Source organism: Nocardioides sp. NPDC059952 (assembly GCF_042730435.1).
Classification (GTDB): domain Bacteria; phylum Actinomycetota; class Actinomycetes; order Propionibacteriales; family Nocardioidaceae; genus Nocardioides.
Genome location: NZ_JBHWLY010000001.1, coordinates 66083 through 92426 on the forward strand (window position 1 = coordinate 66083; position 26344 = coordinate 92426).

18 protein-coding genes are annotated in these 26344 nt (G+C 70.7%); 11 read left to right on the forward strand and 7 right to left on the reverse strand.

Going from position 1 to position 26344, the window contains the following annotated elements; genetic code table 11:
* Positions 1 to 15: 15 nt before the first annotated feature.
* A complete protein-coding gene (locus ACFV9G_RS00310; protein WP_378723704.1) occupies positions 16 to 1158 on the reverse strand; it encodes a PQQ-dependent sugar dehydrogenase in 1143 nt (380 codons plus the stop codon).
* 220 nt (positions 1159 to 1378) lie between these two features.
* On the opposite strand from ACFV9G_RS00310, the gene ACFV9G_RS00315 reads away from it, so the two are divergent.
* Positions 1379 to 2254 (forward strand): helix-turn-helix transcriptional regulator, encoded by an 876-nt coding sequence (locus tag ACFV9G_RS00315; protein WP_378723711.1) that lies wholly within the window; start codon positions 1379 to 1381, stop codon positions 2252 to 2254.
* A gap of 291 nt (positions 2255 to 2545) precedes the next feature.
* On the opposite strand, the gene ACFV9G_RS00320 is transcribed toward ACFV9G_RS00315, so the two are convergent.
* Positions 2546 to 3568: a zinc-dependent alcohol dehydrogenase family protein gene (locus ACFV9G_RS00320; RefSeq protein WP_378723713.1), complete on the reverse strand. Its 1023-nt coding sequence runs from the start codon at positions 3566 to 3568 to the stop codon at positions 2546 to 2548.
* 328 nt (positions 3569 to 3896) lie between these two features.
* On the opposite strand from ACFV9G_RS00320, the gene ACFV9G_RS00325 reads away from it, so the two are divergent.
* Positions 3897 to 5162: an MFS transporter gene (locus ACFV9G_RS00325; RefSeq protein WP_378723715.1), complete on the forward strand. Its 1266-nt coding sequence runs from the start codon at positions 3897 to 3899 to the stop codon at positions 5160 to 5162.
* A gap of 40 nt (positions 5163 to 5202) precedes the next feature.
* On the opposite strand, the gene ACFV9G_RS00330 is transcribed toward ACFV9G_RS00325, so the two are convergent.
* Positions 5203 to 5640 (reverse strand): NUDIX domain-containing protein, encoded by a 438-nt coding sequence (locus ACFV9G_RS00330; RefSeq protein WP_378723716.1) that lies wholly within the window; start codon positions 5638 to 5640, stop codon positions 5203 to 5205.
* 306 nt (positions 5641 to 5946) lie between these two features.
* On the opposite strand from ACFV9G_RS00330, the gene ACFV9G_RS00335 reads away from it, so the two are divergent.
* Positions 5947 to 6762, forward strand: a complete 816-nt coding sequence (locus tag ACFV9G_RS00335) for a TIGR02452 family protein (protein ID WP_378723718.1) — start codon at positions 5947 to 5949, stop codon at positions 6760 to 6762.
* Positions 6763 to 6777: 15 nt separating this feature from the next.
* Here ACFV9G_RS00335 and ACFV9G_RS00340 read toward each other — a convergent pair whose 3' ends face one another.
* Positions 6778 to 8538 (reverse strand): beta-galactosidase family protein, encoded by a 1761-nt coding sequence (locus ACFV9G_RS00340; protein ID WP_378723720.1) that lies wholly within the window; start codon positions 8536 to 8538, stop codon positions 6778 to 6780.
* Positions 8539 to 8599: 61 nt separating this feature from the next.
* Between ACFV9G_RS00340 and ACFV9G_RS00345 the strand changes: the two genes are divergently transcribed.
* The 8 genes from ACFV9G_RS00345 (at position 8600) to ACFV9G_RS00380 (ending at position 22895) form a co-directional block, all read left to right on the forward strand.
* A complete protein-coding gene (locus ACFV9G_RS00345) occupies positions 8600 to 12487 on the forward strand; it encodes an endo-alpha-N-acetylgalactosaminidase family protein (RefSeq protein WP_378723722.1) in 3888 nt (1295 codons plus the stop codon).
* A gap of 45 nt (positions 12488 to 12532) precedes the next feature.
* Entirely contained in the window at positions 12533 to 13315 is a 783-nt protein-coding gene (locus tag ACFV9G_RS00350; RefSeq protein ID WP_378723724.1) for a DeoR/GlpR family DNA-binding transcription regulator, read from the forward strand.
* Between the two features lie 91 nt (positions 13316 to 13406).
* Entirely contained in the window at positions 13407 to 14327 is a 921-nt protein-coding gene (locus ACFV9G_RS00355; protein ID WP_378723726.1) for an SIS domain-containing protein, read from the forward strand.
* The gene (locus ACFV9G_RS00360; RefSeq protein ID WP_378723729.1) at positions 14327 to 15253 is read left to right on the forward strand and encodes an ROK family protein; all 927 of its coding nucleotides are present in this window, start codon (positions 14327 to 14329) and stop codon (positions 15251 to 15253) included. The genes ACFV9G_RS00355 and ACFV9G_RS00360 overlap by 1 nt, the downstream gene beginning before the upstream one ends.
* On the forward strand, positions 15250 to 16158 hold the full coding sequence (locus ACFV9G_RS00365) for a 1-phosphofructokinase family hexose kinase (RefSeq protein WP_378723730.1): 909 nt from the start codon (positions 15250 to 15252) through the stop codon (positions 16156 to 16158). Before ACFV9G_RS00360 ends, ACFV9G_RS00365 begins: the two co-directional genes overlap by 4 nt.
* Position 16159: 1 nt before the next feature.
* A complete protein-coding gene (locus ACFV9G_RS00370) occupies positions 16160 to 17011 on the forward strand; it encodes a ketose-bisphosphate aldolase (protein WP_378723732.1) in 852 nt (283 codons plus the stop codon).
* Between the two features lie 60 nt (positions 17012 to 17071).
* Complete coding sequence (locus tag ACFV9G_RS00375; RefSeq protein ID WP_378723734.1) at positions 17072 to 20674, forward strand: TIM-barrel domain-containing protein; 3603 nt, start codon at positions 17072 to 17074, stop codon at positions 20672 to 20674.
* A gap of 106 nt (positions 20675 to 20780) precedes the next feature.
* Entirely contained in the window at positions 20781 to 22895 is a 2115-nt protein-coding gene (locus ACFV9G_RS00380; protein ID WP_378723736.1) for a hypothetical protein, read from the forward strand.
* 34 nt (positions 22896 to 22929) lie between these two features.
* Here the strand turns inward: ACFV9G_RS00380 and ACFV9G_RS00385 are convergent, their stop codons facing one another.
* The 3 genes from ACFV9G_RS00385 to ACFV9G_RS00395 are packed head-to-tail and all read right to left on the reverse strand — an operon-like array spanning position 22930 to position 26313.
* The gene (locus ACFV9G_RS00385; protein WP_378723739.1) at positions 22930 to 23778 is read right to left on the reverse strand and encodes a GAF domain-containing protein; all 849 of its coding nucleotides are present in this window, start codon (positions 23776 to 23778) and stop codon (positions 22930 to 22932) included.
* 28 nt (positions 23779 to 23806) lie between these two features.
* On the reverse strand, positions 23807 to 25711 hold the full coding sequence (locus ACFV9G_RS00390; protein ID WP_378723741.1) for a CheR family methyltransferase: 1905 nt from the start codon (positions 25709 to 25711) through the stop codon (positions 23807 to 23809).
* A complete protein-coding gene (locus ACFV9G_RS00395) occupies positions 25711 to 26313 on the reverse strand; it encodes a chemotaxis protein CheB (RefSeq protein WP_378723743.1) in 603 nt (200 codons plus the stop codon). Before ACFV9G_RS00395 ends, ACFV9G_RS00390 begins: the two co-directional genes overlap by 1 nt.
* Between the last annotated feature and the right edge of the window lie 31 nt (positions 26314 to 26344).

The window sequence follows — 26344 nt, forward strand, 5'->3', positions numbered from 1 at the left end:
CGGTTGGGCGGGTCATCATGAGGTCGGCCGGATCCACAGCAGGCGGTCCACGGACTCTGATCCCTCGGGGGCACGAGGTGAGGTGTTGGTCGAGGTCACGTAGATCCCGGCCTGGTAGGGCAGCACCGCGCGGGCACGTTCGCCGGAGCTGAACAGCGGCGCCACGTCCTGGGCGTCCTCGTCCGCCGCGTAGAGGATCTGCGCGCCGAGGGCCGCGATCACCAGGTCGTCGCCGGCGAAGGCGATCCCCGAGGGTGCCCACGTGTCCGAGCCGGAGCTCAGGTGAGGGGTCTCCATGCCGTCCCGCTCCTCGTCGCCTTCGGCGACGGGCCAGCCGTAGTTGGTGCCGGGCGTGATGAGGTTGATCTCGTCGTTGGCCGACTCACCGTGCTCGGCGGAGAACAGCCGGCCCTCGGCGTCCCAGGCCAGCCCCTGCGGGTTGCGGTGCCCGTAGGAGTAGACGTAGGAGTCGTCGAACGGGTTGTCGTCGGGCACCGATCCGTCGAGTTCCAGGCGCAGGATCTTCCCCGCCGGGGAGTCCAGATCTTGGGGCATCTCCTGGTCGTGCACCCAGCCGGTGGTCGCATACAGGTCCCCGTCGGGGCCGATCGCGATCCGGCCACCGTTGTAGAGGTCGTGGCCGGGGATGCCGTCGAGCAGGACGCGGGTCTCTTGCCAGGAGGAGCCATCGAAGCTCACCTCAGCGATGCGGTTCGTCAGTCCGTCACCCTCGTAGGTGTAGTAGACGTAGGCGGTGCCCGAGTCGGCGAAGTTCTCGGCCAGAGCCAGCCCCATCAGGCCGCTGCCCCCGTCATGGACGACCGGATCCGAGGTCTCGACCTCGTAGCGGTCAAAGCGCCCCTCGTGGTCCAGCATCACGATCGTGCCGGCGACCTCGGTGACGATGAGGGTGCCCTCGGACTGGCGAACCTCCCACGGGTAGTTCAACGCATCGGTGAGGACCGTGACGTCGAAGTCCTCGGTCGTGAGACCGTTCAAGTCCGGCCCGGTGTATGTCTCGCCGCTCCCGGTCGGTGGGGCGGCGTCGGTCTGCGAGGCCGCCGGGGGCGAAGGCTGCGTCTCCTGGTCTGAGGAGCTGGTACATCCGGTCAGGAGTAGCGCAGCGGCGAGGAAGGTCGCGAGGGATGCTCGCTTCATGATCGTCTCCAGGTCGTCGGGGGCGGCCGCCGTCGGGGCCGCATCTGGTGCGACGGAACCTCGGTCGGCGATCCTTGCCGCCCAGCAACGCGGGTGCGTCGGGGTCGGGCTCGTTGCCTTTTCGACGCTAGGGCCGGCCAGCGGGCCGAAACAGGACCTGTGAGGTCCTGGTCCGCTGGATCCTGGCTCGGCCCCAAACTCTCGGCGTAGCCTCGAAGGCATGGACTCCCGAGCCGAGATCAGCAGCTTCCTCACCACGCGGCGCGCGCGGCTCACCCCCGAAGAAGCCGGCGTGCCGCTCTACAGTGGGTCTCGCCGGGTCCCCGGCCTGCGCCGCGAAGAGGTCGCCCACCTCGCTGGCGTCAGCTCCGACTACTACGCCCGGCTCGAACGCGGCAAGATTGCCGGTGCGTCTCGGGAAGTCCTCGAAGCCATCGCCCGGGCGCTGAAGCTCGATGACGACGAGCGCGAGCACCTGTTCAACCTCGTGCAGATCACCCAGCGCCGCTCTCCGCGGAAGAAGGGCTCGAACCGCACGACCGTACGGCCCGGAATCCAACGTGTGCTCGACTCCATCCAGACGCCGGCACTCGTGCAGAACGCCCGACTGGAGCGCCTTGCTTTCAACGGGCTCGGACGGGCCCTCCACTCGCTACCCATCGACGGATCGCGCGACCGCTACAACTACGCCACATGGCTTTTCCTCGACCCGGGCGCCAAACGCTTCCACCGCGACTATGCCGACGCCGCGCACAACGTCGTTGCCCTGCTGCACGCTGCTACCGCGCAGGACCCCTACGACAAGGAACTCATCGAGATCATCGGCACGCTCTCTACCCAGAGCGACGAGTTCCGCGCCATGTGGGCCTCCCACGACGTCTTCCGCTACCGGGCCGGAGCAAAGCTGCTCACCCACGCCGACGTAGGCGACCTCGAGTTCGGCTATGAGTCCTTCGAACTCTCCAGCGACCCCGGCCTCGTCATGCTCGTCTTCACCGTCGAGCCCGGCTCTCCCACCGCCGATGCGATGCAGCTCCTTGCCAGCTGGAGCGCGCCGACCTTCAGCGGCGCGAAGGACGTCACCGCCGAAGCGTGAGGGTCCCTGAGCCGGCGGCGACCAACCGGCTGATTCGTTGATCCACTGGTGGAAGCTTCTTGGGGATGGCCCTCGAGCTGCCGCCCGAGTCGGCCCTGACCCCAGCCTGCCGGCAGATGTCGAGCGCGCCGGTCATCGTGCGTGCCCGCCTCGAGAAGACGACGCCGCCACGGCGAGCGCTCAGTGGTGCTCGCCGCGGCGGCGGGGGCGAAGGCTTCCAGCTGCTGCCCTGTCCAGCTGCTTGTGACCGAGCCCTTCTTTGATCGGGAGTGGCATGGGAGGGCCAGAGGGTCACGGCGCGAGGAGCACCTTGATGGCGCGGCGCTCGTCCATGGCCCGGTAGCCCTCGGCAGCGTCCTCCAGAGGCAGGGTGAGGTCGAAGACCTTGCCGGGGTCGATGGTCCGGTTCCAGATCAGGTCGATCAGCTCGGGTAGGAACCGGCGCACCGGCGCGGGCCCGCCGAGCAGATGCACCTCGGCGAAGAACAGCTCGCCTGCGGGCAACTGGGCGTCGTGCTGTACGCCGACGTAGGCGACGTGCCCACCGGGCCGGGTCGAGCCGATCGCCTGCATCATCGACTCCTTGGTGCCCACGGCCTCGATCACCGAGTGCGCGCCGAGTCCGTTCGTGAGCTCTTTGACTTTGGCCACGCCCTCGGCACCGCGCTCCTCGACGATGTCGGTCGCGCCGAACTCCAGCGCCAGCCTTTGCCGTGACTCGTGGCGCGACATCGCGATGATCCGTTCTGCGCCGAGCTGCTTGGCCGCGAGGATCGCCAACAGACCGACCGCGCCGTCGCCGACCACGGCAACGGTCTTGCCAGGTCCGGCCTCGGCGGCAACGGCCCCGAAACAGCCGGTGCCGAGCACGTCGGAGGCCGCCAGTAGCGAGGGGATCAGGTCCTGGTCGGGCTGGCCGGGCGTGGCGACGAGGGTGCCGTCGGCGAGGGGCACACGCAGGTACTCGGCCTGCGCCCCGTTGGCGCCAACGAACTCCACGTGCACGCACTTGGACTGGTAGCCCGCCCGGCAGATCTCGCAGGTGTTGTCCGAGGCCATGAACGAGCCGATGACGAAGTCGCCGACCTTGATGTTTTTCACGTCCTCGCCGATCTCCTCGACCACGCCGACGTACTCGTGGCCGATCGGCGTCGCCCCATCCACCGGTTCGGTGCCGCGGTAGGGGTGCAGGTCCGACCCGCACACGCAGGCGGCCGCGACCTTGATGACCGCGTCGGTGGGCTGTTCGACGACGGGCTTGTCGCGGTCTTCGACCCGGATGTCACCGGGGGCATGGATGATTGCTCCGCGCACGGCGAAGGCTCCTCTCGTAGTGGAACTCATTGCGGAACTGTCTGAGGCGCGGATCGAGCGAGGCCTTAGCGGCGTCTTCGGCTGGATCGGCATCCATCGACTTCCCGTTCTGCGCGGACCTGACTGGTGTTGAGGACCTCGCGTTCATCGACGCTACGTCGAGCGCTCAGGCTGAGACAGGACCTGTCAGACCACGGTTCAGCCGGTCCTTCCGCGCCCACGCGAGGCGGGGGATCGTCGAAAGCGTGGAGCACACCGCTCCGACGCGCCTTCCGCGCACCGAGCCCGCTCGGCCTGCGCCTCTCTGCCACGAAAGAAGACCTCCCGCATGACCCAATCCACCGATGCTGCTCTCGAACCGAGCGACGCCGCGACGACGATCGGCCGTGCCCGGCTGCCGCTCGTCGTGCCCCTGCTCACACTCGGCACGTTCCTGATGATCACCACCGAATACATCGTCGCCGGGCTCCTTCAAGAGATCGCCGCCGATCTGCAGGTGGGCGTCGCCCAGGTCGGGCTACTCATCACCGCTTTCGCGGTCGGCATGATCGTCGGATCGCCCGTCATGGCCCTGGCGACGCTCCGCCTACCGCGCCGGGCCACTCTCGTGCTCGCCTTGGTCGTCTTCGCCATCGGCCACGTCATCGCTGCCCTGAGCGAATCCTTCACCCTGGTCCTCGTGGCCCGAGTGATCACAGCCCTCGCCGCGGGTGCTTTCTGGGCCGTCGCCGCCGTAGTCGCCACCACCGCCGCAGGCCCAGCGAACAGCACCCGCGCCCTGGGCGTGATGATGAGCGGGGTAGGACTGGCCACTGTCGCTGGCGTCCCGCTCGGCGCCTTCGCCGGCCAACTCCTCGGCTGGCGCGGCACCTTCTGGGCCCTCGCCGCACTCGCGGCGCTCGCCGCTCCCGTGATCGCGAAGTTCACCCCCGCCGACGAGGATGGAGGCGTCCCCTCCGTGCGCCGCGAGCTGCGCGCCGTCGCCACCGGACGCATGGCGATCCTCATCGTGGCGACCGTGCTCGCCACCGGCGGCTACATGACAGCCTTCAGCTACCTCTCGCCGCTGGCCACCGACCGCGCCGGTATCCCAGGATGGGCGGTACCGCTCGTGTTCGTCGTCTTCGGCGTGGGCGCGATCATCGGCACCAACCTCGCCGGTCGTTTCGCCGACAAGCGGCCATTGACCACCTTCGTCACCACCACCGCCGCGACCGTCATGATCATGCTGCTGCTGATCCCACTCTCCACCAGCGCGACGGCGACCTTCGCCCTCATGTTCTTGCTTGGCATCGCTGGGATGGGCGTGCCTCCCGTGGGTACCGGCCTCGCAGTGCGCTTCGCCGCTGCCGCACCGACCCTGGCCGCGGCCATCTCAGTCTCCGCGTTCAATGGCGGCACCGCTATCGGAACCTGGTTCGGAGCGAGCGCGCTCGAGTCCTCTCTCGGCGTCATTGGTCCGCTCACGGTAGCGATCGCCATGGCCGTCCTCGGACTGATCACCCTGACGGTCATGGCGACGCTGCGTCTGACCCGTGCGGCAGACGACGCCGATGTCCAAGTGAACGCCCAGTGCGTGCCCGCTCAACCCTGAAAGTCACCTGTCGGCGGCGTGACCCATGGGCCGACCGCGATCAGGGGTTGGGGTCGAGGTGGGGGAAGTTGCGGTTGAGAGCCCAGTCGATCCGTACGCGCTGGCTGCGGTCCATTTGGAGGCTGGGGACCATCTCGGGATAGAGCCACTCGGCGTGGGTGTTCTCGGCGGACGGGGTGGGCTCGCCGGCGAGGTAGCGGCCGGAGTAGATGATGCTGAACTCCTGGCGTACCTCGCCGTTGGCGGGGTATTCGATGCGATGCCGGGGGTCGGTCCAGATCCCGACCAGGCCGATCACCTCGGTGGTGATGCCGGTCTCCTGGAGCGTCCCGCGGACCGCGCAGGCGGTGAGCGACTCGCCCGGATCCATCGCGCCGCCGGGCATCGTCCAGTTGCCGGTGTCGTCGCGGCGGACCAGCAGGATCCGCCCCGGGTCGTCGAGCACGAAGACGCCGGCGCTCGGCCTGATGGTGTTCACCTCGGGCGCCGAGGGATCGTTGTGCCAGTCGACTCGTCGGCCCGTGCTGCTCACCTCAGGGGAGCGAGGGCGCGGCGGATATACAGACGCGTCTAGTGTCGGCCGAGATCCCACGGTGGGGAGCATAGCCGAATCAGTCGAGGTCAAGCGCAAAGAAACAGGGCTGTCCCAGCCAAGAGTTCGATCCGGTAGCAGAATCAGATCTGACAGAAACCTATGGGGGTATCGGTCGAATTAACCTGGTTGCAGTGGAAACCTCGAGGGTCGGACGATGCGCACCGTGAAGAAGTTCGAAAGGGTGGCCGGATGAGCGCGCGGCTGCGCGCGCTGGCGCGGGAGAACCAGCACCTCATCGAGGCCGGGTACTACCGGCGTACGGATGGCACGAAGGCGGTCATCGGCGAGGCCGTCCGGGCGGCGCGAGAAGGAACCCGGGTGTACGGGCCGGAGCCGGTCGAGGTGCCTGCGACCGAGCCGGTGAAGACCCGGTTCGCGGTCACCGGCGGGAGCAGCCTGTGGGAGGCGCGGCGGCTGCCGGGATCGGTGGCGGTGTTGAACTTCGCCTCGGCGAGGAACCCCGGCGGCGGGTACGTCAACGGCGCCCAGGCGCAGGAGGAGGCGTTGTGCCGGGCCTCGGCGCTCTACACGTGCCTGCTCGAGGCGCCCGCCTACTACGTGCATCATCGCGCGATGCGGGACCCTTTCTACAGCGACCGCGTCATCCACTCGCCGGGCGTACCGGTCTTTCGTGACGACCGCGGCCAGCTGCTCGACGAGCCGGCCGAGGTCGGCTTCCTGACCTCGCCGGCGCCGAACGCAGGCGTCATCCGCAGGAAGGCTCCGGAGCGTGCCGACGAGATCCCGGCCGTGCTCGCGGGCCGGGCGGCTCGGGTCCTGGAGACCGCGGCCGCCAACGGATATCGCAGCCTCGTCCTCGGCGCCTGGGGATGCGGGGTGTTCCAGAACGACCCCGCCATGGTCGCCGGGTCGTTCCGGGACCTGCTCGGTCCGGGAGCCCGGTTCGAGGGGACCTTCGAGCAGGTCGTGTTCGGGATCCTCGACCGTACGCCGGGGGCAGTCGTCCGGCAGACGTTCGAGGATGCCCTGGCGGACCTGCTGTAGGCGGCACCCGCGGAGCTACGTCCCGGTCGGCAGCGTCTCGACGTACTCCTCGGTCGGCCCGAAGTCCGGGTCCGGGTGGACCTCGACGTACGTCGCGGGGGTGGTGAGGTCGAGGACGGCGACGTGGTTGGCGCCGGGGCGCCACAGGGGAGCGGGGGCGTACAGGCGGCGTTGGGGGCCGCGGGCCCAGAGCCTGCCGAGCAGGGTGCCGTTGAGCCAGACGAAGCGGTCGCCGTCGCCGGGGACGGCGAGCCAGCCGTCGGCGGGGGCGTCGACGTCGATGGTGGCCTGGGGGAGACCGTCGAGAGCGTCCCGGCGGTCGAGGGGCGCGAGGTGGTGGTCCCAGCCGTGGACCAGGCGGCGATCGACCTGGACGCCGCCGAGGATGCCCTTGTGCTCGCCGAGCAGCGGGCCGTAGTTGACCCGGCCGAGCGCCTCCACGACCAGGGTCAGCTCGGTGCCCCGGCCGAGACCGGGAAGGGTGAGCACCGCGGGTTCGGCGTCGTCGCGATCGAGGGTGCCGAGAGTGTGCCCGTCGAGGAAGACGTACGCCCTGTCGTGCAGCCCGCGCACGGTGAGATGGACGTCGTGGCCGGGGAGTGTGACCGAGGACCGGTACGTCACCAGTCCGGCGTCGATGCCGATCTCCTCGAAGCTCAGCGGCCCGGCCGCGCGGACAGCCGGGCCGCGGGTCACCAGCGACAGCAGGTCGGCGCCGGAGGAGAGCGGCGCCGAGGAGAACCCGAGGCGAGCAGGAGCGGGAGGCAGCGCGGGGAGGGCGTCGACCGTGCGACCCGTGGCGGGCGCCAGGATTTCGCGGTAGAGCGCGAACTTCTCCGAGACCCGGCCGTCCTCGCCGACCGGGGCGTCGGAGTCGTAGCTGGTGACGGTGGGCTGGATGCGGCGGCCGTCGTGGTTGGCGCCGGCCCAGAGCCCGAAGTTGGTGCCGCCGTGGGCCATGTAGACGCTGACCGAGCCACCGAGGTCGACGATCTCCCGCAGCGTCGCGGCAGCGCTGGCGGGGGAGCGGACGTGGTGGTTCTCGCCCCAGTGGTCGAACCAGCCGTTCCAGAACTCGGCGCACAGGAAAGGCTCGCCCGGCCGCCGCGAAGCCAGCATCGCCCGGGCCTCCTCCGCGCGGCTTCCGAAGGTCGCCGCGGCGAGCGTGCCGTCGAGCATCCCGGCGTCGAGCATGACCTCGGTCGGACCGTCGGCGGTGTAGAGCAGCTCGGTGACGCCACGGTTCAGGAGCGCCTGACGGAGCCAGGCGAGGTGCTCGGCGTCGTCGCCGTAGGAGCCGTACTCGTTCTCCACCTGCACCGCCACGACCGGCCCGCCGCGAGCGGCCTGGAGCGGGAGGAGCTGGGGGAGCAGGACGTCGAACCACCCCGAGACCGCGTCCTGGTAGACCGGGTCGGTGCTGCGCGGGGCCCGGGTGCGAGCGGTCAGCCACGACGGCAGCCCGCCGTTGGTCCACTCGGCGCAGATGTAGGGGCCGGGGCGCACGATCACGTCGAGCCCGAGATCGCCGGCGAGGGTGACGAAGCGGGCCAGGTCGCGCGGTCCGGTGAAGTCGGGGGAGCCCTCGTCCTGCTCGTGGAAGTTCCAGGCGACGTAGGTGTCGACGGTGTTGAACCCCGTGGCGGCGACCCGCCGCAGCCGGTCCTCCCACAGGTCCGGGTGGATGCGGAAGTAGTGGATGGACCCGGACAGGATCCGATGGGGGACGCCGTGCTTCAGGAACTCGCCGTCGCGCCAGGTCAAGGTGGGGCTCACCCGCCCGAGGTTATGACAACTTTTGCGCAGAACGTAGCCAATCCGCGCAAAACTCTGCATGATGGACGGACCTCAGGCCCACCCCCACCCCTCGGGAGTCTCGATGCCGAAGCGTTCCTCCGCAGCCCTCCTCGCGTCCGTGACGGCCTTCGCCGGCGTGGTCGCCATCGCGCCCGAAAGCCACGCCGCTCCCGCAGCGGCGTTCACGTTGACCTCGCCCGTGCTGAGCGTCCAGGTGGCCGAGGGCTTCCCGGCCGTGCTCGGCTACCGGCACACCGCCGGGGGCGAGATCGGTGGCGCCGAAACCCCGCCGACCGACGTACGGATCAACGGCACCGCGCACACCGCGACCGTAACCGGCACCCAGGCCGACGCCGACACCGCGACCTACCGGCTGACCTTCGCCGACCTGCCCGGGGTCGAGCTCGACGCGAAGCTCGAGGTGGCCGGCGACGTCGTCACCTTCGCCGTCACCAAGGTGACCGACACCGCCGAGCACCGGGTCGGCACCCTCGACATCCCCGGGCACGATCTGCTCTCGGTCAGCTCCGACCAGGCCGGCGCGACGGTGAGCACGGCCGTCGTCAGCGCGGACCGCACCACGAACGGCGACACCCACACCGAGGTCACCGCCGACCTGGCCACGACCGAGAAGCCGGTCGGATCGGCGTACGCCATCGTCGACACCGACCAGCTGGCCGCCGGCATCGAGACCAACTCGGTCTACGACCAGAGCGGCGGCGACTCGACCAACGAGCGTGGCCGGATCTGGCGCAGCGTGAGCGCCACCGACAGCGGCCGCCGGGTCGGGCTGTGGAGCGGCCAGTGGACCTACCGTGCCACGGGCTCGCCCTACACCGAGGAGCTCCCCTGGGCGAAGGTCACCATCACGCCCGACGCCAACGGTGACAAGGCCGTCGACTGGCAGGACGGCGCGATCGCGCTGCGCGACATCCAGCGCCCGGTGAACGGCGCCGAGGAGACCCCCGACCGGGTGGTCACCCACATCCCGTTCAACTTCGCCAGCCAGGCGACGCATCCGTTCCTGCGTACGCTCGACGACGTCAAACGGGTCTCGCTGGCCACCGACGGGCTGGGTCAGCTGGCGGTGCTGAAGGGCTACGGCTCCGAGGGCCACGACTCCGCGCACCCCGACTACGGCGGCAACTACAACACCCGCGCCGGCGGGCTCGAGGACCTCAACACCCTGGCCCGTGAGGGCGAGAAGTGGGGCGTCGACTTCGGCGTCCACGTCAACGCGACCGAGGCCTACCCCGAGGCCAAGACCTTCGACGAGACCCTCGTCGAGGAGAACAAGCCCGGCTGGGACTGGATCGACCAGTCCTACTACATCGACCAGCGCACCGACCTGGCGACGAAGAACATCGTCGACCGCTTCGCCCAGCTCCGCCGCGAGACGCACCCGAACCTCGACTTCCTCTACATCGACGTCTACTACTCCTACGGCTGGCTGCAGGAGCGCCTCGCCCACGAGCTGCGCGGGCAGGGCTGGAACATCGGCACCGAGTGGTCCTACCACTTCGAGGAGGACGCGCTCTGGTCCCACTGGGCCAACGACGAGTCCTACGGCGGGGCCACCAACAAGGGCCTGAACAGCCAGCTGATCCGGTTCGTACGCAACGGGCAGAAGGACACCTGGAACCCCGACAAGCTGCTCGGGCACACCGAGATCGTCGAGTTCGAGGGCTGGACCGGCGAGAACGACGTCGATGCCTTCTACGACAACATCTGGCGCACGAACCTGCCGACGAAGTATCTGCAGCAGAACCCGATCCTGCGCTGGAGCGCTGACGAGGTCGTCCAGGACGGCGGCGTCCGTGTGGTCAACTCAGGGGAGACCGAGGCGACCCGGAAGATCTACCAGGACGACGACGTCGTGCTCGACGGCGACGCCTACCTCCTCCCGTGGAAGGACGAGTCGAAGCTCTACCACTACAACGCCGACGGTGGGCGGACCACCTGGACGCTGACCGACGCGTTCAGCCGGAGCGACCGGCTCAGCGTCTACGAGCTCACCGAGCAGGGCCGGGTCGCGGCGGGCAGCGTGCCGGTCCGCGCCGGCAAGGTCACCCTCGAGGCGAAGCCCGGGACGGCGTACGTCCTGACGAAGGCTCCTGGGAAGTCGCCCGCCCCGCAGTGGGGTCAGGGCAGCCACGTCGCCGACCCCGGTTTCAACGCCGGCAACCTCGACGCGTGGCACCCGAGCGGCCCGGCGACCACCGGGCGGACCTCGACCGGTCAGCAGGTCGCCGTCCTGGGCGCCGGTGGCCGGGCCACGATCAGCCAGCGGCTGACCGGCCTGCGGACCGGACGCAACGCGCTGGGTGTCTGGGTGGAGGTCGAGCCCGGCCGCAGCCGCGCGACCACGGTCAGCGTCACCTCCGGCGGGAAGACCTACACCAACCGTGTCGAGCGCTCGACCGCGAAGAACCTGGTCGCCGCCGACGAACTGCACAGCACCTACTTCCAGCGCGTCGAAGTGCCCTTCGACGCCGGCCGCGACGGCACCGCGACCGTCAAGATCTCCGCTGCGGCGGGCTCCGGGCGCGTCCGCCTAGATGACGTACGCGTCGTCGCGGTCAAGCGCGACCTGCCGGCCGCATCCGGGGCGAAGGTCATCGTCCAGGAGGACTTCGAGGAGGTCGTCCAGGGCTGGTCGCCGTTCGTCAAGGGCACCTCGGGCGGCGTCACCGACCCGCGCACCCACCTGGCCGAGCGGCACGAGCCGTATACGCAGAGCGGCTGGAACGGCAAGGTCACCGACGACGTGATCAGCGGCGACTGGTCGCTCAAGTCCCACGCCGAGAACGGCGGCCTCGTCTACCGCACGGTCCCGCAGACCGTACGCTTCGAGCCCGGCAACCGCTACCGGGTCTCCTTCGACCACCAGACCGAGCGGGCCGACGACTACGAGTGGGTGACCGGCTACGACTCGGTCGCGACCGGCGACCCGCGCACGGTCGAGGTCGGTGCGCGTCCGATCGGCAGGCAGGTCGAGACGGGCCGATTCAGCGAAGAGCTCGTGGCCGGCGGCTGCGGCGACTACTGGGTCGGTCTGCGGACCACCGACGACGGCGGCGCGAGCGGCGACATCAGCATCGACGACTTCACGGTCGAGGACCTCGGTGCGGCCGCCGACCTGCCGGCCTGCGCGACCCTCGCCGTCGACGCCGGTGAGGAGAAGCTGCTGCCGGGCGCGGTCGCCGAGGTCACCACCACGCTGACCAGCGACGAGGCCTCGGCGACCGGCGCGGGGAAGGTCGAGCTCGAGGTCCCGGAGGGCTGGACGGCGGAGGCCACCACCCCGGCGGCCTTCGACGCGCTCGCTCCGGGGGCGAGTCACGCCGTGACCTGGAAGGTCACGCCGCCGGCCGATGCGGCCGAGTCGAGCTATCGGCTCGATGCGTCCGCGACGTACGACTTCGGTGGCGAGACGCGCACGGTGACCCGCTCCGCCACCGTGCAGACCGCGCCGCCTCCGCCGACCGCGGACACCTACGCCAGCGATCTCGGCTGGATCTCGGCCAGCAACGGCTGGGGCCCGGTCGAGCGTGACACCAGCGTGGGGGAGAGCGGCGCCGGTGACGGTGGGCCGATCACGCTGGCCGGCAAGGTCTACCCCAAGGGGCTGGGCGCGCACGCGGTCTCCAAGGTCCGCTACTACCTGGCCGGCAACTGCACCGGATTCACCGCCGATGTCGGGGTGGACGACGCGCAGACCTCGCGAGGATCGGTGAGGTTCTCGGTCGTCGCGGACGGGCGTACGGTCGCCGAGACCGGCACGCTGGGGGCGACCAGCGCCACCGAGTCGATCACCGCGGACGTCACTGGCGCGGACTACGTCGACCTCGTGGTCGGCGATGCCGGCGACGGGAACGGCAACGACCACGCCGACTGGGCCGACGCGAGGTTCCACTGCGCCGCCTGAGGCGGCGGAGATGCGTAGGCTGTCCGGGACCCAGGAAGGGGGCCCATGAGGCAACAGCGACTCAACCAGCTGCTCGAGCTGATCAGCGAGCACGGGCACGTCTCGATCGCGGAGGTGGAGAGCGCGCTCGGTGTCTCGGCGGCGACCGCCCGCCGCGACATCGGGCACCTCGCCGACCAGCGGCTGGTCACCCGGACACACGGCGGCGCGACGGCGCTCGGCTCGGCGTACGAGCTGCCGTTGCAATACAAGATCGGCCGTCAGGCTGACGCGAAGCGGGCGATCGCGGCCGCGGTCGCCGACCTGCTCGTGCCGGGCGAGACGGTGGCGCTCAACGGCGGGACGACCACCAGCGAGGTGGCGCGCGCGATCGGGCGCCACCCCGACCTGGCCGAGGACGACAGCATCACGGTGGTCACCAATGCGCTCAACATCGCCTACGAGCTCTCGATCCGGCCCAACGTCAACATCGTGGTGACCGGCGGGGCCGCGCGCACCCAGTCCTACGAGCTGGTCGGGCCGCTGAGCGAGGGGGTGCTGTCGAAGATCCACATCGACACCGCGATCCTCGGCGTCGACGGCATCAGCACCCGCGCCGGCCTCACCACGATCCACCCGGCCGAGGCCAAGATCAGTGCCGACTTCATCGCGGCTGCGCAGCGCACCATCGTCGTGGCCGACAGCACCAAGCTCGAGCATCCGACCTTTGCACGCATCCGCGACCTCGGCGGCGTCTCGATGCTCGTCACCGACCGTGCCGTGCCCGAGCCGCTCGCGAAGGCGCTGGCCGACGGTGGGGCGGAGATCGTGATCGCGACTGAGCGATAATGATCATTTGGCGCGCATTATTGACAAAACCAAGCAATGGGTTGGAAGATTCGGGTCCAGCCGGCAACACATCGGAGAGTGACCCGACGCCATGACCGCTTCTGCACCGACGACGCATCTCGCCACCGAGGTGGCGAGCCAGCCCGCCAACTGGCTGGCCGCCCGGGAGACCGCCGAGCGCTTCACCGCTTCCCTGCCGCAGGCAGGGGAGAAGGTCGCGGTCGTCGGCTGCGGCACCTCGCTCTACATGGCGCAGGCCTACGCAGCGCTGCGCGAGGAGCAGGGTCACGGCATCACCGACGCCTGGACGCCCACCGAGGCCCGGATCGACCGCGGCTATGACCGCCTGCTGGCGATCACCCGGTCCGGGACCACGACCGAGGTCGTCGACCTGCTCGCCCAGGTCGAGGGCCGGATCCCGGCGACGGTGATCTCGTCCTCGCCCGGCACCCCGGCGCTCGAGGTGGCCGAGCCGATCCTCATGCCCGAGGTGGACGAGAAGTCAGTGGTCCAGACCCGCTTCGCGACCACGGCGCTGGCCCTGTTGCGCTGGCACCTCGGCGAGGACCTGAGCCTGGCCGCCGAGCAGGCCCAGCGGATCATCGAGGCCGGCGAGAGCTCGTTCGGTCCGGCGCTGGCCGCCGACCAGCTCACCTTCGTCGGCCGAGGCTGGACCAACGGGGTGGCGCAGGAGGCGGCGCTCAAGCTCCGGGAGTCCGCACAGCTGTGGACCGAGTCCTACCCGATGATGGAATACCGCCACGGTCCGCTCTCGATCAGTGCCCCCGGCCGGGTCGTGTGGGCCTTCGGCGACCTGGTGCCGGGCTTCGCCGAGGACGTCGCGGTCACCGGCGCCGATCTGATGCACGCCGAGGTCGACCCGCTTGCCGACCTGGTGCGCGTCCACCTGCTCTGCCTGGCGCGGGCCCGTCGCGCCGGCCTCGACCCCGACGCGCCGCGCAACCTGACCCGCTCGATCATCCTGAGCCCGGCTGACGCCCCGCCCGCGTGATGCCGGCACTCGCCCTCGCCTTCGACGTCGGCGGCACCTCGGTGCGAGGAGCCGTGGTGGGCGCCGCCGACGTGGTGCTGGCCGAGTCGCGGGTCCTCACCCGGCACGGACCGGCCGTGCTCGACGACATCGGACGGGTGGGCGAGGAGCTGCTCGCCGGCTTGAGCCCCGCGGCCCGGGCCAGGGTCGCCGGGGTCGGGATCGCGTTTCCCGGGCTCGTCGACACCGCGTCCGGCATCTCCCGCAAGGCGGTCAACCTGGGCCTCGTCGACACCCCGGTCGCGGACCCGCTCGCCGAGCGCCTGGGCCTCCCGGTCGCGGTGATGCACGACACGGCCGCCGCCGCGAGCGCGATCTGGGCCGATGCCGGGTCACCGGCCTCCGCGCTCGTCGCCGTGCTCGGGACGGGCGTTGCTGCGGTGACGTACATCGGGGGGAGGGCGGTCGTCGGTGTCTCGGGGCAGGCCGGAGAGCTCGGCCACCTGGTGGTGGACCCGGCCGGCCCGCCGTGCGTCTGCGGGCTGCGCGGCTGCGTGGAGACGCGCGCAGGCGCCCGCGCCATGCTGGAGACGTACGCCTCGCGGGGCGGTGACACCGGGGTCACCGGCGTCGCCGACCTGGTCGCGCGGACTCGGCACGACCCGCTCGCCGCCCAGGTCTGGTCCGAGGCGATCATCGCCCTCGCCGACGGTTTCCTCGCCGTGGGCGCGCTGCTCGCGCCCGGCGAGATCATCTTGGGTGGCGGCGTCGCCGAGGCCGGGGGAGACCTGCTCGACCCGCTGCGGGACCGGATGCGCGAGCGTGCCGGCGTGACAGCGGTCCCGCCCGTACGCCTCTCCGCACTCGGCGGCCGGGCCGGCCTGATCGGCGCCGCCAGACTGGCACTCGCCGCGACGGGGCCGGCCTCCCTGGGGAAGCGCGCATGATCATCACGGTCACCCTCAACCCGGCGATCGACGTGACCTACCGGCTCTCGCGGCTGACCGTGGGCGAGGTCCACCGGGTCGCCGAGGTCAGCACGCGGCTCGGCGGCAAGGGCGTGAATGTCGCCCGGGTCCTGCACCAGCTGGGCGAGCCGACCCACGCCGTCGGCCTCGCCGACGAGGCCTTCGCCGAAGCCCTCGCGAAGGAGCTGCCCTCGACCTTCCTGCCGGAGCTGGAGGAGGTACGCCGCACCCTGGTCGTCGTCGCCGAATCGACGACCTCGCTGTGGGAGCCGGGCCGAGAGGCGGCCGCCGGTGCCGACCGCAGGCTGCTCGACCTCCTGGCCGACCGGATCCCAGCCGCGACGGCCGTCGTCGTCTCCGGCAGCCTGGCGGCCGGGTTGCCCACCGACCTCCCGGCACGGATCGCGAGGCGCGCGGCCGCCGCCGGCGTACCGGTGCTCCTCGATCTCGACGACGCGGCGCTGGCCGCCGCGGTCGGCACCGGCGCCGTCCTGACCCCCAACGAGGACGAGGCCGCGCGCCTGCTCGGACACGCCCTCGACGACCCCGCCGCCGCGGTCACCGAGCTCGCGGCGCGCCACGGCGGCCCGGTCGTGCTGACCCGCGGCCACCACGGGCTGGTCGCACACGCCGACGGCGACTGCTGGGAGGTGCGCCCGCCTGCCGGGGTGAGCGGGAACCCGACCGGCGCCGGCGACGCCACCGCCGCCGGGATGGCCCGCGGTCTGGCCCGTGGCCGGCCGTGGCCCGAGATCCTTTGCGACGCCGCTGCCCTGGGTGCTGCCGCGGTGGTCGCGCCGGTGGCCGGCGAGATCGACCCCGACGCGTACCCGTCGTTCCTGGCGGACGTCCAGGTCAGACGAATCGACCGCGAGGAGCCTTGACATGCCCCTGGTACCGATGTCCCTCCTGCTCGACCACGCCCGCGGGACCGGACGCGGGCTGGGCGCGATGAACGTCATCCAGCTCGAGCTGGCCGAGGCGATCGTGGCCGGCGCCGAGCAGGCCGGCCGTCCCGTCGTCCTGCAGATCTCGGAGAACACCGCCGACTACCGCGGCGGCCTCGCGCCGCTGCTGCGGGCCACCATCGCGATCGCGGAGCGCGCGACGGTCCCGGTCTGCGTGCATCTCGACCACGCGACCCGGGTCGAGCTCGTCGAGGAAGCCGTCGAGCTGGGCTGTCCCTCGGTGATGTTCGACGCCTCCAAGCTCGACTACGACTCGAATGTCGCCGCCACCGCCAAGGTCGCGGCCTGGTGCCACGAGCGCGGCGCCTCCATCGAGTCCGAGCTCGGCGAGGTCGGCGGCAAGGACGGTGTGCACGCGCCAGGGGTCCGCACCCAGCCCGCCGAGGCCGCGGCGTACGTCGAGGCCACCGGGGTCGACGCGCTCGCGGTCGCGGTCGGCTCCTCGCATGCGATGACGACGCGTACGGCCTCGCTCGACAACGAGCTCATCGCCCGGCTCGCCGCTGCCGTCGAGGTGCCGCTGGTGCTGCACGGCTCCTCCGGGGTTCCGGACGAGGGCATCGTGGCGGCGATTCGCGCGGGAATGACCAAGGTCAACATCGCGACTCATCTCAACGCGACCTTCACCCGTGCCGTCCGTGCGGCGCTGAGGGACGAGACGAAGGTGGATCCGCGCAAGTACCTCGGCGCCGGCCGTGACGCGGTCGCCGGCGAGGCCGCGCGACTGCTCGCACTGATCGGTGGACCAAGGGTGGACCGGGCTGTGTGACCTGCGTTACAGTCGCCCTCGGCTTCGATTGATTCTGACTAATTAGGGCGTGATGTGATCATGTTCAATCAATCATTCAGACGGTTGCTGGTCGCGGGAGTCGCGCTGACTGCGGGCCTGGTCGCACTCAGCCCGGTCAGCTCCACGGCGGCCGAGGCGACGAGCGAGCTCGGCGACGTGACCGGCTTCGAGCGCGACGGCGACAGCTACACCTTCGAGTCCGGCGAGGCCGCGCTGCGCGTGACCTTCGAGGACGCCGACATGGTGCGCGTACGCCTGGCGCCGAACGGCGAGTTCGACGACCCGGCCAACGACGACCCCACCGAGCCCGGGTCTCCGGATGCCGACATCGTCGTCAAGCGCGACTACCCCGGCGGGCGGTCGGCGGTGAAGGAGACCGGCGCTGCGTACGTCATCAGCACCGAGAATGCCGTGCTGACGGTGACCAAGCAGCCGATCACGCTGCGACTGACCGACCCGGCCGGAAAGGTGCTGATGGCGGAGGCCTCGCCGCTGACCTGGGACGACCAGGGCACGGCGCAGCACCTGGAACGCGGTGCCGAGGAGCAGTTCTTCGGCGGCGGCATGCAGAACGGGCGGTTCAGCCACCGCGGCGAGACGATCAAGATCTCGCGCGACTTCAACTGGAACGACGGCGGCAACCCGAACGCGGTGCCGTTCTACGTCTCCTCCCGTGGCTACGGGGTCCTGCGCAACACGTTCGCGGCCGGCAGCTACGACTTCGGTGCGCCGACCACGACCACCCACGACGAGCAGCGCTTCGACGCCTACTACTTCGTCGGTGACGCCGAGCGGGTCATCGACTCCTACACCGAGCTGACCGGCCGGCCGGTCGCGGTCCCGATGTACGCCCTGGAGGTCGGCGACGCCGACTGCTACCTCCACAACGCCAACCGCGGCGAGCGCGAGACCCTGCGCGACTCGACCGCCATCGCCGAGGGCTACGCCGAGCACGACCTGCCGCTGGGCTGGATGCTGGTCAACGACGGCTACGGCTGCGGCTACGAGGACCTGGCCGAGACCGGCGACATGCTGCAGGACCACGGCGCCGAGCTCGGCCTGTGGACCGAGGACGACCTGACCGAGCAGGAGACCGAGGTCGCCGCGGGCGTGCGCGTGCGCAAGACCGACGTCGCCTGGGTCGGCCCGGGCTACCGCTTCGCGCTGGACGCCTGCGAGCAGGCCCGCGACGGCATCGAGACCAACAGCGCCGACCGCTCGACCGTCATCACGGTCGAGGGCTGGGCCGGCACCCAGCGCTGCGCCGCGGTGTGGAGCGGCGACCAGTCCGGGAGCTGGGACTACATCCGCTGGCAGATCCCGACGTACGCCGGCTCCACCATGTCCGGCCAGCACCTCGCCACCGGCGACGTCGACGGCATCTTCGGCGGCAGCGCCGAGACGTACGTCCGCGACATGCAGTGGAAGATGTTCCTGCCGATGACCTACCTGATGAGCGGGTGGGCGGCCTCCGACAAGCAGCCGTGGCGCTACGGCGAGCCGTACACCTCGATCAACCGGAAGTACCTGAACCTGCACGAGAGGCTGCTGCCCTACTTCTACACCCACACGATGCGCGCCAACCGCAACGGCGTGGGAGCCGTCAAGCCGCTCTACCTCAACTACCCCGAGGACCCGAAGACCTGGGGCGACGCGGTGAAGTACGAGTTCCTCGCCGGTGACGACTTCCTGGTCGCCCCGGTCTACGAGGACGCCACGACCCGCGACGGGATCTACCTCCCCGAGGGCACCTGGGTCGACTACTGGAGCGGCCGGGTCCACCAGGGACCGACCACGATCGACGGCTACAAGGCCCCTCTCGACACGCTCCCGCTGTTCGTACGCGCCGGGGCGGTCGTGCCGCAGTTCCCCGAGGGCACGCTCGACTGGCAGCAGGGCAAGAAGTCGGGCCGCCTCGACCTGGACATCTACCCGCAGGGGTCCTCCTCGTTCGTGAACTACGAGGACGACGGGCGCAGCCAGGCGCACGCCTCCGGCGAGTCCGCCACCCAGGAGTTCGAGGTCGACGCCCCCGAGCAGGGCCGTGGCCGGGTCGTGGTGCGGCTGGGCGAGGTCGACGGCTCCTACGCCGGCAAGCCCGCCTCGCGGGAGTACGGGCTCGCTGTGCATGCCGATGCCGAGCCGGGAAGCGTCGTGCTGGACGGTTCCGAGCTGCCGAAGCGGGGCTCGAAGAAGGAGCTGGACGGCGCGGCGACCGGATGGTTCCACGACTCCGCGACGGGCAGCACGCACGTGAAGACCGGGAAGCTGTCCACCTCCGCCGGTGCCGTGGTCGCGCTGAACGGGTCCGCGGCGGTCGGTGGTGCCCACCCTGGCGACCGTGACGTGAGCCTCGACGCCACCACCTCCGCCATCGCGGTCGCCGGTGAGGCAGCGGAGGTCAGCGCCACCTTCACCAACGACACGGGCTCCCGCGTGCGGCTCGGGTCGATCACGGCCAAAGCCCCCGAGGGCTGGGACGTACGCCCGGGAGGTGCGGTCTCCGGTGGCCTCGCGCCGGGTGCTTCCCGCACCGCGACGTTCGCCGTCACGCCACCGGCAAACGCCTCACCCGGCAAGGTGAAGATCGACGTGAGCGCGTCCTACGTGGCTCACGACCGGACGTACGCCGTGACCGACTCGGCCACGACCACGCTCGCCCACCCGGACCTGGCCTCGGCGTTCAACAACGTGGGTGTCACCAGGGCGGAGGATCCCGGACCGGGTGACATCGACGGCGGCGGCAGCAGCTTCCTCGCCGACAGGCTCGCCGAGAAGGGCGTCACGCCCGGGGCGACGGTGAGCGCGAACGGCTTCGACTTCACCTGGCCGGACTCGTCGCCTGGCACCCGGGACAACGTGGCCTCGGGTGGCGAGACCATCCGGATCAGCGGCCAGGGCAACGCGCTGGCCTTCCTGGGGACCGGCACCAGCCTCTCGGCCTCAGCGAAGGCGACCGTCCACTACTCCGACGGCACCTCCGCCACCGGGACGCTCGGGTTCCCCAACTGGTGCTGTGCCGCGACGGACAGCTACGGCGCAAAGGTGGCCGTCACCACGCTCGGGAAGAACACGCCGAACGGACCGGCGTACCCGACGGTCTCCTACCGCCTGTTCACCAAGACCCTGCGCACCGACCCGGCCAAGGAGATCGCCGCGGTGACCTTGCCCGCCAACGCCGCCGTCCACGTGTTCGCGATGACGATCGGTGATGAGGAGATCGTTCCGCCGGCCCTGGCGGACGGCCAGTACTCGCTCGGCAACGTCGCCTCCGGGCTCGCGCTCGATGCCGCCGGCGAGACGACCGATGGGCAGCTGACCACCTCGGCCGTCGGGGCGGCGGCGTCGCAGAAGTGGGTGGTCACCCGGAACGAGGACGACGGCAGCTACCAGCTGAAGAACGCCGGCACCGGTCTGTGCGCCGACGTCGCCTACAGCTCGACGACCAGCGGCGACCCGGTCGTGGAGTACACCTGCACCGGCACGCCCAACCAACGCTGGGTGATCGCGGCCGACGGCGCGGCGCTGAAGATCGCGGCCAAGCACAGTGGCCTCAGCCTGGCCGCAGGGGCCGACGGGCTGGTCGTGCAGCAGACCGACACCGCGGCCACATCTCAGCGTTGGCGCGCCACTCCGAACTAGCTCGGTGGCGGACACCCCGGTCGCACTGCTTACATGACCCTCAGGCACCGCGTCGTGCGGTGACAGGGGAGGACGGTGAGCGGTGCGGCCGGGGAGTCGTGAGGTCGTGCTCTGCGCTGTCCTCGTGCTGATCGCCCTCGGCTGGATCGTCACCGGGCTCCGCGCCGACTCCGGCGAGCTGCACGAGGCTCCGGTGGTGCTGGTCGGTCCCGACGTCGTCACGGCGCCGCTCGTGAAGCAGGTCAACGCAGTGCCGGGGCGGCCGTTCTCGGCCGGTGCCGTCGACGACCCGGCCGAGGCGGCGGAGCTGCTGGCCGGCGGCGAGGTCGTCGCGGCGCTCGAGCTCGACCTGTCGGGCACGCAGGATCAGCTGCGGCTGGCCACCGCTCATCGGCCGGCGCTCGCTCGTGCGATCCGGGCCGAGGTTTCGCGGATCGAGAAGACGCGTGGGAGGACCGTCGCGTTCGTCTCCTCCACCGACCAGCACGAGGCGCGGTCCTTCTCGCCGCTCACCTTCGCGACCGCCCTGGCCGGCTTCCTGCTGGTGTGCGTCGTCTCGCTGGTGTGGGGGCCGCTGGCACCTACGCTTCCTCGACTGCTGGCGCGACTGACCGCCCTCGCCGCGCTGGCGATGGGCGCGGGCCTCTCAGGCTGGCTGCTCGCCGCGCCGTTGCCGGCGGGGGAGCGGATGCTCCTCGGGTCGGTCCTCGCGGCCACGGTGATCGCCGCGGGGGCGCTGACCTTCGCCTGCGAGGTCATCGGTGGGCTACCGGGCCTGCTGCTCGCGGCAGCGGTGATCGTCGCCGGGCCCGTCCCCCTCCTCCTCGCCGGAGACCGGCTGCTGCTCACGGACCCGTGGTCGACCGGCTCCGGCTGGACGATCGCGGGGGCCGCGGAGTCCCTGTCGTGGGCGGCGGTAGGAGACGCTCACCCAGGCATCGCCCAACCGTTGGTGACCATCGTGGGGTCAGCGCTGCTCGGCCTGGTCGTCCTGGTGGCGACCAGGTGGTTGGTGCGAGGGGTCGTCGCGCCCGAGGGCGCTCACCTGTCGGTGGGCAGGTGGCGGGGAAGCCTCGGGGCGGTCCTGGTCTCGGCCACCTGTCTGACGGTGCTGGTGACCGCGGTGACCTCCGCGCTGCACGGCCAGACCGTGCCGCGCCCGCTGCCGAGCCTCGCCTCGACGACCCAGTGCGTCCCCTCGGGCCCGGTCGAGGACGTCGACGACCTCAACCGGATCACCAGGCTGCGCGCGGAGCCCGCCCTCCAGGGCGGCGACGTGGGGGTGAGCGCCGCCCTCGGCGACGGCCGGAGTATCTGGATGTTCGGCGACACCCTGCGGGACAAGGACCTCCCCGGTGCCGGCTTCGTACGCAACTCGATGCTGCTCGTGGAGCCTGACTGCCTGCGCGTCGTCCTCCCGGAGTCCGGCGGCGCCATCATCCCCGACCGCGACGAGGGCGTGGGCTACTGGCCGATGTCGGTGACCTCGCTGGACAAGCCGGGCTACGCGCTCGTCGTCGTGGCCGCGCAGCGGGTCCGGACGACCGACTCCGAGGACGCCTTCGGCTTCGAGGCGCTCGGACCCGCGATCGCCCAGTTCGTGGTCCCGGACGGGGGAGTCCCGCAGCTGATCGCGGTGACCGACATCGGGGCCGACGACGCCGACACGCGGCGGCCGATGTGGGGCGCCGCGGCGGCGGTCTCGGGGGAGTGGCTCTACCTCTACGGCACCGCCCGCGAGCCCGACCCGCCGCTCGGCACCGGCTTCGCCCTCCATGTCGCCCGAGTGGCCCCGGACCAGGTCGCGGACCCCGACCGCTGGACCTACTGGGACGGCACCGCCTGGACCAAGCGGGCAGCGACCTCGAGCGAGCTGATCCCCGCGACCGACGGCGTCTCCCAGACGCTGAGCGTCTTCGAACGCGACGGCCGCTGGTACGCCTTCAGCAAGAGCGACGAGTTCCTCGGTGACGACCTGGTCTTCTGGACCTCGTCGTCACCGACCGGCCCGTTCCGGGCGCAGCCACCGGTCGGCACACTTCCGTCGGGAGTGGCAGCGGGGGAGCTGCGCTACATGCCGCTGGCCCATCCCGACATCCTCGAGGAGCCCGGCTCGGTGATCGTCTCCTACAGCCGCAACAGCACCGACCTGGGAGCGGTCCTGCGTGACCCGCTCCTGTACCGGCCGAAGTTCATCCGGGTCGACCTCCCGGACCGCTAGCGCCGCCCCAAGCACTCGTTACTGGGCTATCGGGTCAGAGCCGCAGGTCGCCGCTCAGGACGCGCGCGGCGATGGTGCTGGTGGCGCAGTCCTCGACGAAGGAACGCGCGCGGATCAGTGCCAGGGCGTCGTCGATGGTGCAGTCGGAGTCGACGGCGACGACGCCGGCCGCTCGGTGGAGCCTGCTCACCCCGTCGATGTCGGACAGATCGATGGAGTCCGGCGCCTGACCGACATCGACCGTGCGGGCCAGGAGGAGGGCGAAGGCGTCGGCGGCGCCTTGCAGCGCGTTGCTGCCGAGCATCCGTGCCGGAGGGTTGTAGAGCGTGAGCGCGCCGAGCACCCCGTGAGGTACGCGGACGGGGACGGCGAGGACCCTGCTGATCCCGAGACCGCGCAGCGGCGGTCCGAGGTGGGGCCAGTGGTGTGCGATCTCGTCGCCCTCGTTCAGGACCGGCTGCTGCGAGCTCCAGGCCGAGCGCGACGGTCCCTCCCCGTGCACGAGCTCCAGGTCCTGCGCCGTCTCGCCGAGACCGTCGGTGGCCTGAGACCCGGCCGTCGCCCCGTCGCTGGTGAGGAGCAGCAGCGAGACATCGGGTGCCTCCGTCGCCTCCGCGATGGCCGTGACGACAGAGGCGCCGACGGCCTGGGTCGTGACCTGGCGGGCAAGCGACCGGTGGAGCCGGGCGGTGGCGCGGTGGAGCTCCTCGTTGCGACGGTGGACCCTCGCGGCCGAGGCGTGGATGTCGTGCATCTCCGGGGCGCACCTCATCGCGCGCAGCTCGGCCTCGGCGGCGCGTGCGGCCGCTGAGTCGGCGCGAACGTCCTCGGCAGCCGCACGCGTCAGCAGCAGGTTGAGATCCCATCGACCGGAGCGGGCCACTTGGCCAGCCTACGCCTGTGCCGGTGGATCAGGGCCGGTCGATCGGCTCCATCATGATGACGACGCCGCCGGTCTCGCCCACGAGCGGTGAGCAGGTGATCTGGCAGGCCAGTGCGCGGCCCTTGCGGTCGATCGCCGCCACCTCGATCGGGCCGGTGCGGACGTCGTCTGCGCGGGCCTGCTCGACGACGCCGTGGATCTCGGCGACAGGCAGCCCGAAGTCCAGCCGGAAGAACGCCTCGTCCCGCACCTCGTCGGCGCGCAGCCCCCACATGTCCTCGGCGGCGGTGTTCCAGCTGCGCACGGTGAACCGGTCGTCGAGCACGACCACCGCGAGCCCGACGCTGGAGAGCACGCTCTGCAAGAAGGTGCGCGTCTCGTCGAGCTCGCTCGAGCGGATGCGGAGCTCCTCGTTCATGGTCTCGAGCTCCTCGTTGCCCGACTGGAGCTCTTCGTTGGTGGTCTCGAGCTCTTCGTTGGTGGACTGGAGCTCCTCGTTGGTGGTCTCCAGCTCCTCCATCCCGGACTGGAGCTCCTCGTTGGTGGTCTCGAGCTCCTCGTTGGTGGACTGCAGCTCCTCGTAGGCCGTCTCGAGGTCCTCGCGCACGCGCTTGACCTCGTGCTCGAGCAGCACCTGGGCGGAACAGTCGATGAACGAGATCGAGGCGCCGAGCATCTCGCCGCCCGCGGTGGTCAACGGCTGCACGACGACGTCGTAGTACTGGGACTCGGTGGTGTCTCCGGTGCGGCGCTCCACTCCGGCGAGCCGGATCACCCGACGCTCGTTGGTCGCCTTCTCGATGACCGAGCGCACCTCCACCGGTCGGTAGGAGATCTCGAGATCGCGGAACGGCCGGCCGATGTCGTGCACCCCGATCCCGAACTGGGTCCGCGCGGTGCTGCTCGCGGAGACCCGGACGCCGTCGTAGTCGATGCCGAGGACGGCGTACGGTGCGACGTCGAGCAGGCTGTCCCGCAGCTGTCGCTTTCGGCCGGTGCCACCGGTGGTGATCTCTGGGTGAGCGGACTCGGCCCGAGGCCGTACGCCCGGTGCTCGTCCCAGGCCGTGCTTGCTGGTGCGCCGGAAGATCCGCTGACGCATGTTCACGGCACCGAACCGGTCGCTCGAGGTGAGCATCTCGGCCTTGCCGAGGAAGAGGAAGCCGCCCTCGCCCAGAGCGAAGTTGAACCGGTCGATGATCTCGCGCTGGGCCTCGACGTTGAAGTACATCAGCGTGTTGCGGCACACCAGCAGGCTGAGCCGGGAGATGGGCGCATCCCGGGTGATGTCGTGTCGCCCGAAGATCACCCGGCGACGAAGGTCCGGACGGAAGCTGTAGGTGGTGCCGTTGTGCTCGAAGTAGCGCTCTCGCAGTCCTTCGGGCAGGTTCTTCAGCGCTCGCGCACCGTAGACACCCGCCCGCGCCTGCTGCAGCTCCTCCTCGTCGACGTCGGTGGCATAGATCTTCACCCGGTCCAGACACTCCTGAAGGCCCATGGCCTCGGCGAAGGCGATCGCGAGCGAGTAGGGTTCCTCGCCGCTGGAGCAGCCGGCGCTCCAGACCCGGATCTCCTCCTCGCCCTCGGCGGCGGCGAGGATCTTCGGGATGATCTCCTCCTGGAGGTACGCCCAGGCCTCGGCATCGCGGAAGAAGCTGGTGACGTTGATGAGAATGGTGTTGAAGAGGTAGCTGAACTCGTCGGCGTCGATCTCGAGCCGGTCGCGGTAGTCGGTCCAGCTCTCGACGTCGATGTCGGTCATCCGCTTCTTGATCCGGCGGGCAAGCGATGACCTCTTGTAGCCGGTGAAGTCGAACCCGCGCGCGTCACGGATGAACACCAGCAGCTCCTCGAGCTGCTCATCGATCGGTGACTCGGCGCGTACGCCCTGGTCCTGGGGTGCCTGATCCTGGGGTGCCTGGTCGTCTGTCATCATGCTCTCCGCTGTCTGACCAGCCCGTCGAGGACGCTGGCGATCTCGTCGAGGGGGAGGACGAAGTCCGCCGCTCCGGTGGCCGCTGCGGCCTCGGGCATCCCGGGGAACTCAGCGGTCCCCGGGTCCTCGACGATCACCGTACCGCTACGGTCGCTGACCGCGGTCACCCCCATCGAGCCGTCGACCCCGGTGCCCGTCAGCACGCACGCGATCGCGCGGTCGCCGAACGTCGCGGCGACCGACTCGAACAAGAGGTCGGCCGAGGGACGCACGAAGTGGACCAGCTCGCTCTCGGTCAGGGTCAGCACGCCGCCTTCGCGGACCAGGAGGTGGCGGTCGGGCGGCGCGACGTACACGATCCCCGGTGCTGCGCGCTCGCCGTCCTCGGCGAGCTTGACCCGCAGTCGGGTCCGGCGTTGCAGAACCTCGGCGATGACGGTCTCGTGGCGCGGGTCGAGGTGCTGGACGACGAGGAGCGGGACCGGTAGGTCCCCGGCGAAGCCCGAGAGCAGGAGACCCAAGGCGGTGACCCCGCCCGCAGACGACCCGATGGCGATGACATCGAACGCCGTGGATCGCGCCGGGGCTGCCGCAGACACGTCATCGAGCATAGCGCTGTCACCGTGTGCG

Excerpts from the sequence above, each read along its gene's own strand:
- ACFV9G_RS00310 (WP_378723704.1), bottom strand. The coding sequence starts at position 1,158 with ATGAAGCGAGCATCCCTCGCGACCTTCCTCGCCGCTGCGCTACTCCTG.
- ACFV9G_RS00315 (WP_378723711.1), top strand. The coding sequence starts at position 1,379 with ATGGACTCCCGAGCCGAGATCAGCAGCTTCCTCACCACGCGGCGCGCG.
- ACFV9G_RS00325 (WP_378723715.1), top strand. The coding sequence starts at position 3,897 with ATGACCCAATCCACCGATGCTGCTCTCGAACCGAGCGACGCCGCGACG.
- ACFV9G_RS00335 (WP_378723718.1), top strand. The coding sequence starts at position 5,947 with ATGAGCGCGCGGCTGCGCGCGCTGGCGCGGGAGAACCAGCACCTCATC.
- ACFV9G_RS00345 (WP_378723722.1), top strand. The coding sequence starts at position 8,600 with ATGGACGGACCTCAGGCCCACCCCCACCCCTCGGGAGTCTCGATGCCG.
- ACFV9G_RS00350 (WP_378723724.1), top strand. The coding sequence starts at position 12,533 with ATGAGGCAACAGCGACTCAACCAGCTGCTCGAGCTGATCAGCGAGCAC.
- ACFV9G_RS00355 (WP_378723726.1), top strand. The coding sequence starts at position 13,407 with ATGACCGCTTCTGCACCGACGACGCATCTCGCCACCGAGGTGGCGAGC.
- ACFV9G_RS00360 (WP_378723729.1), top strand. The coding sequence starts at position 14,327 with ATGCCGGCACTCGCCCTCGCCTTCGACGTCGGCGGCACCTCGGTGCGA.
- ACFV9G_RS00365 (WP_378723730.1), top strand. The coding sequence starts at position 15,250 with ATGATCATCACGGTCACCCTCAACCCGGCGATCGACGTGACCTACCGG.
- ACFV9G_RS00370 (WP_378723732.1), top strand. The coding sequence starts at position 16,160 with ATGCCCCTGGTACCGATGTCCCTCCTGCTCGACCACGCCCGCGGGACC.
- ACFV9G_RS00375 (WP_378723734.1), top strand. The coding sequence starts at position 17,072 with ATGTTCAATCAATCATTCAGACGGTTGCTGGTCGCGGGAGTCGCGCTG.
- ACFV9G_RS00390 (WP_378723741.1), bottom strand. The coding sequence starts at position 25,711 with ATGACAGACGACCAGGCACCCCAGGATCAGGCACCCCAGGACCAGGGC.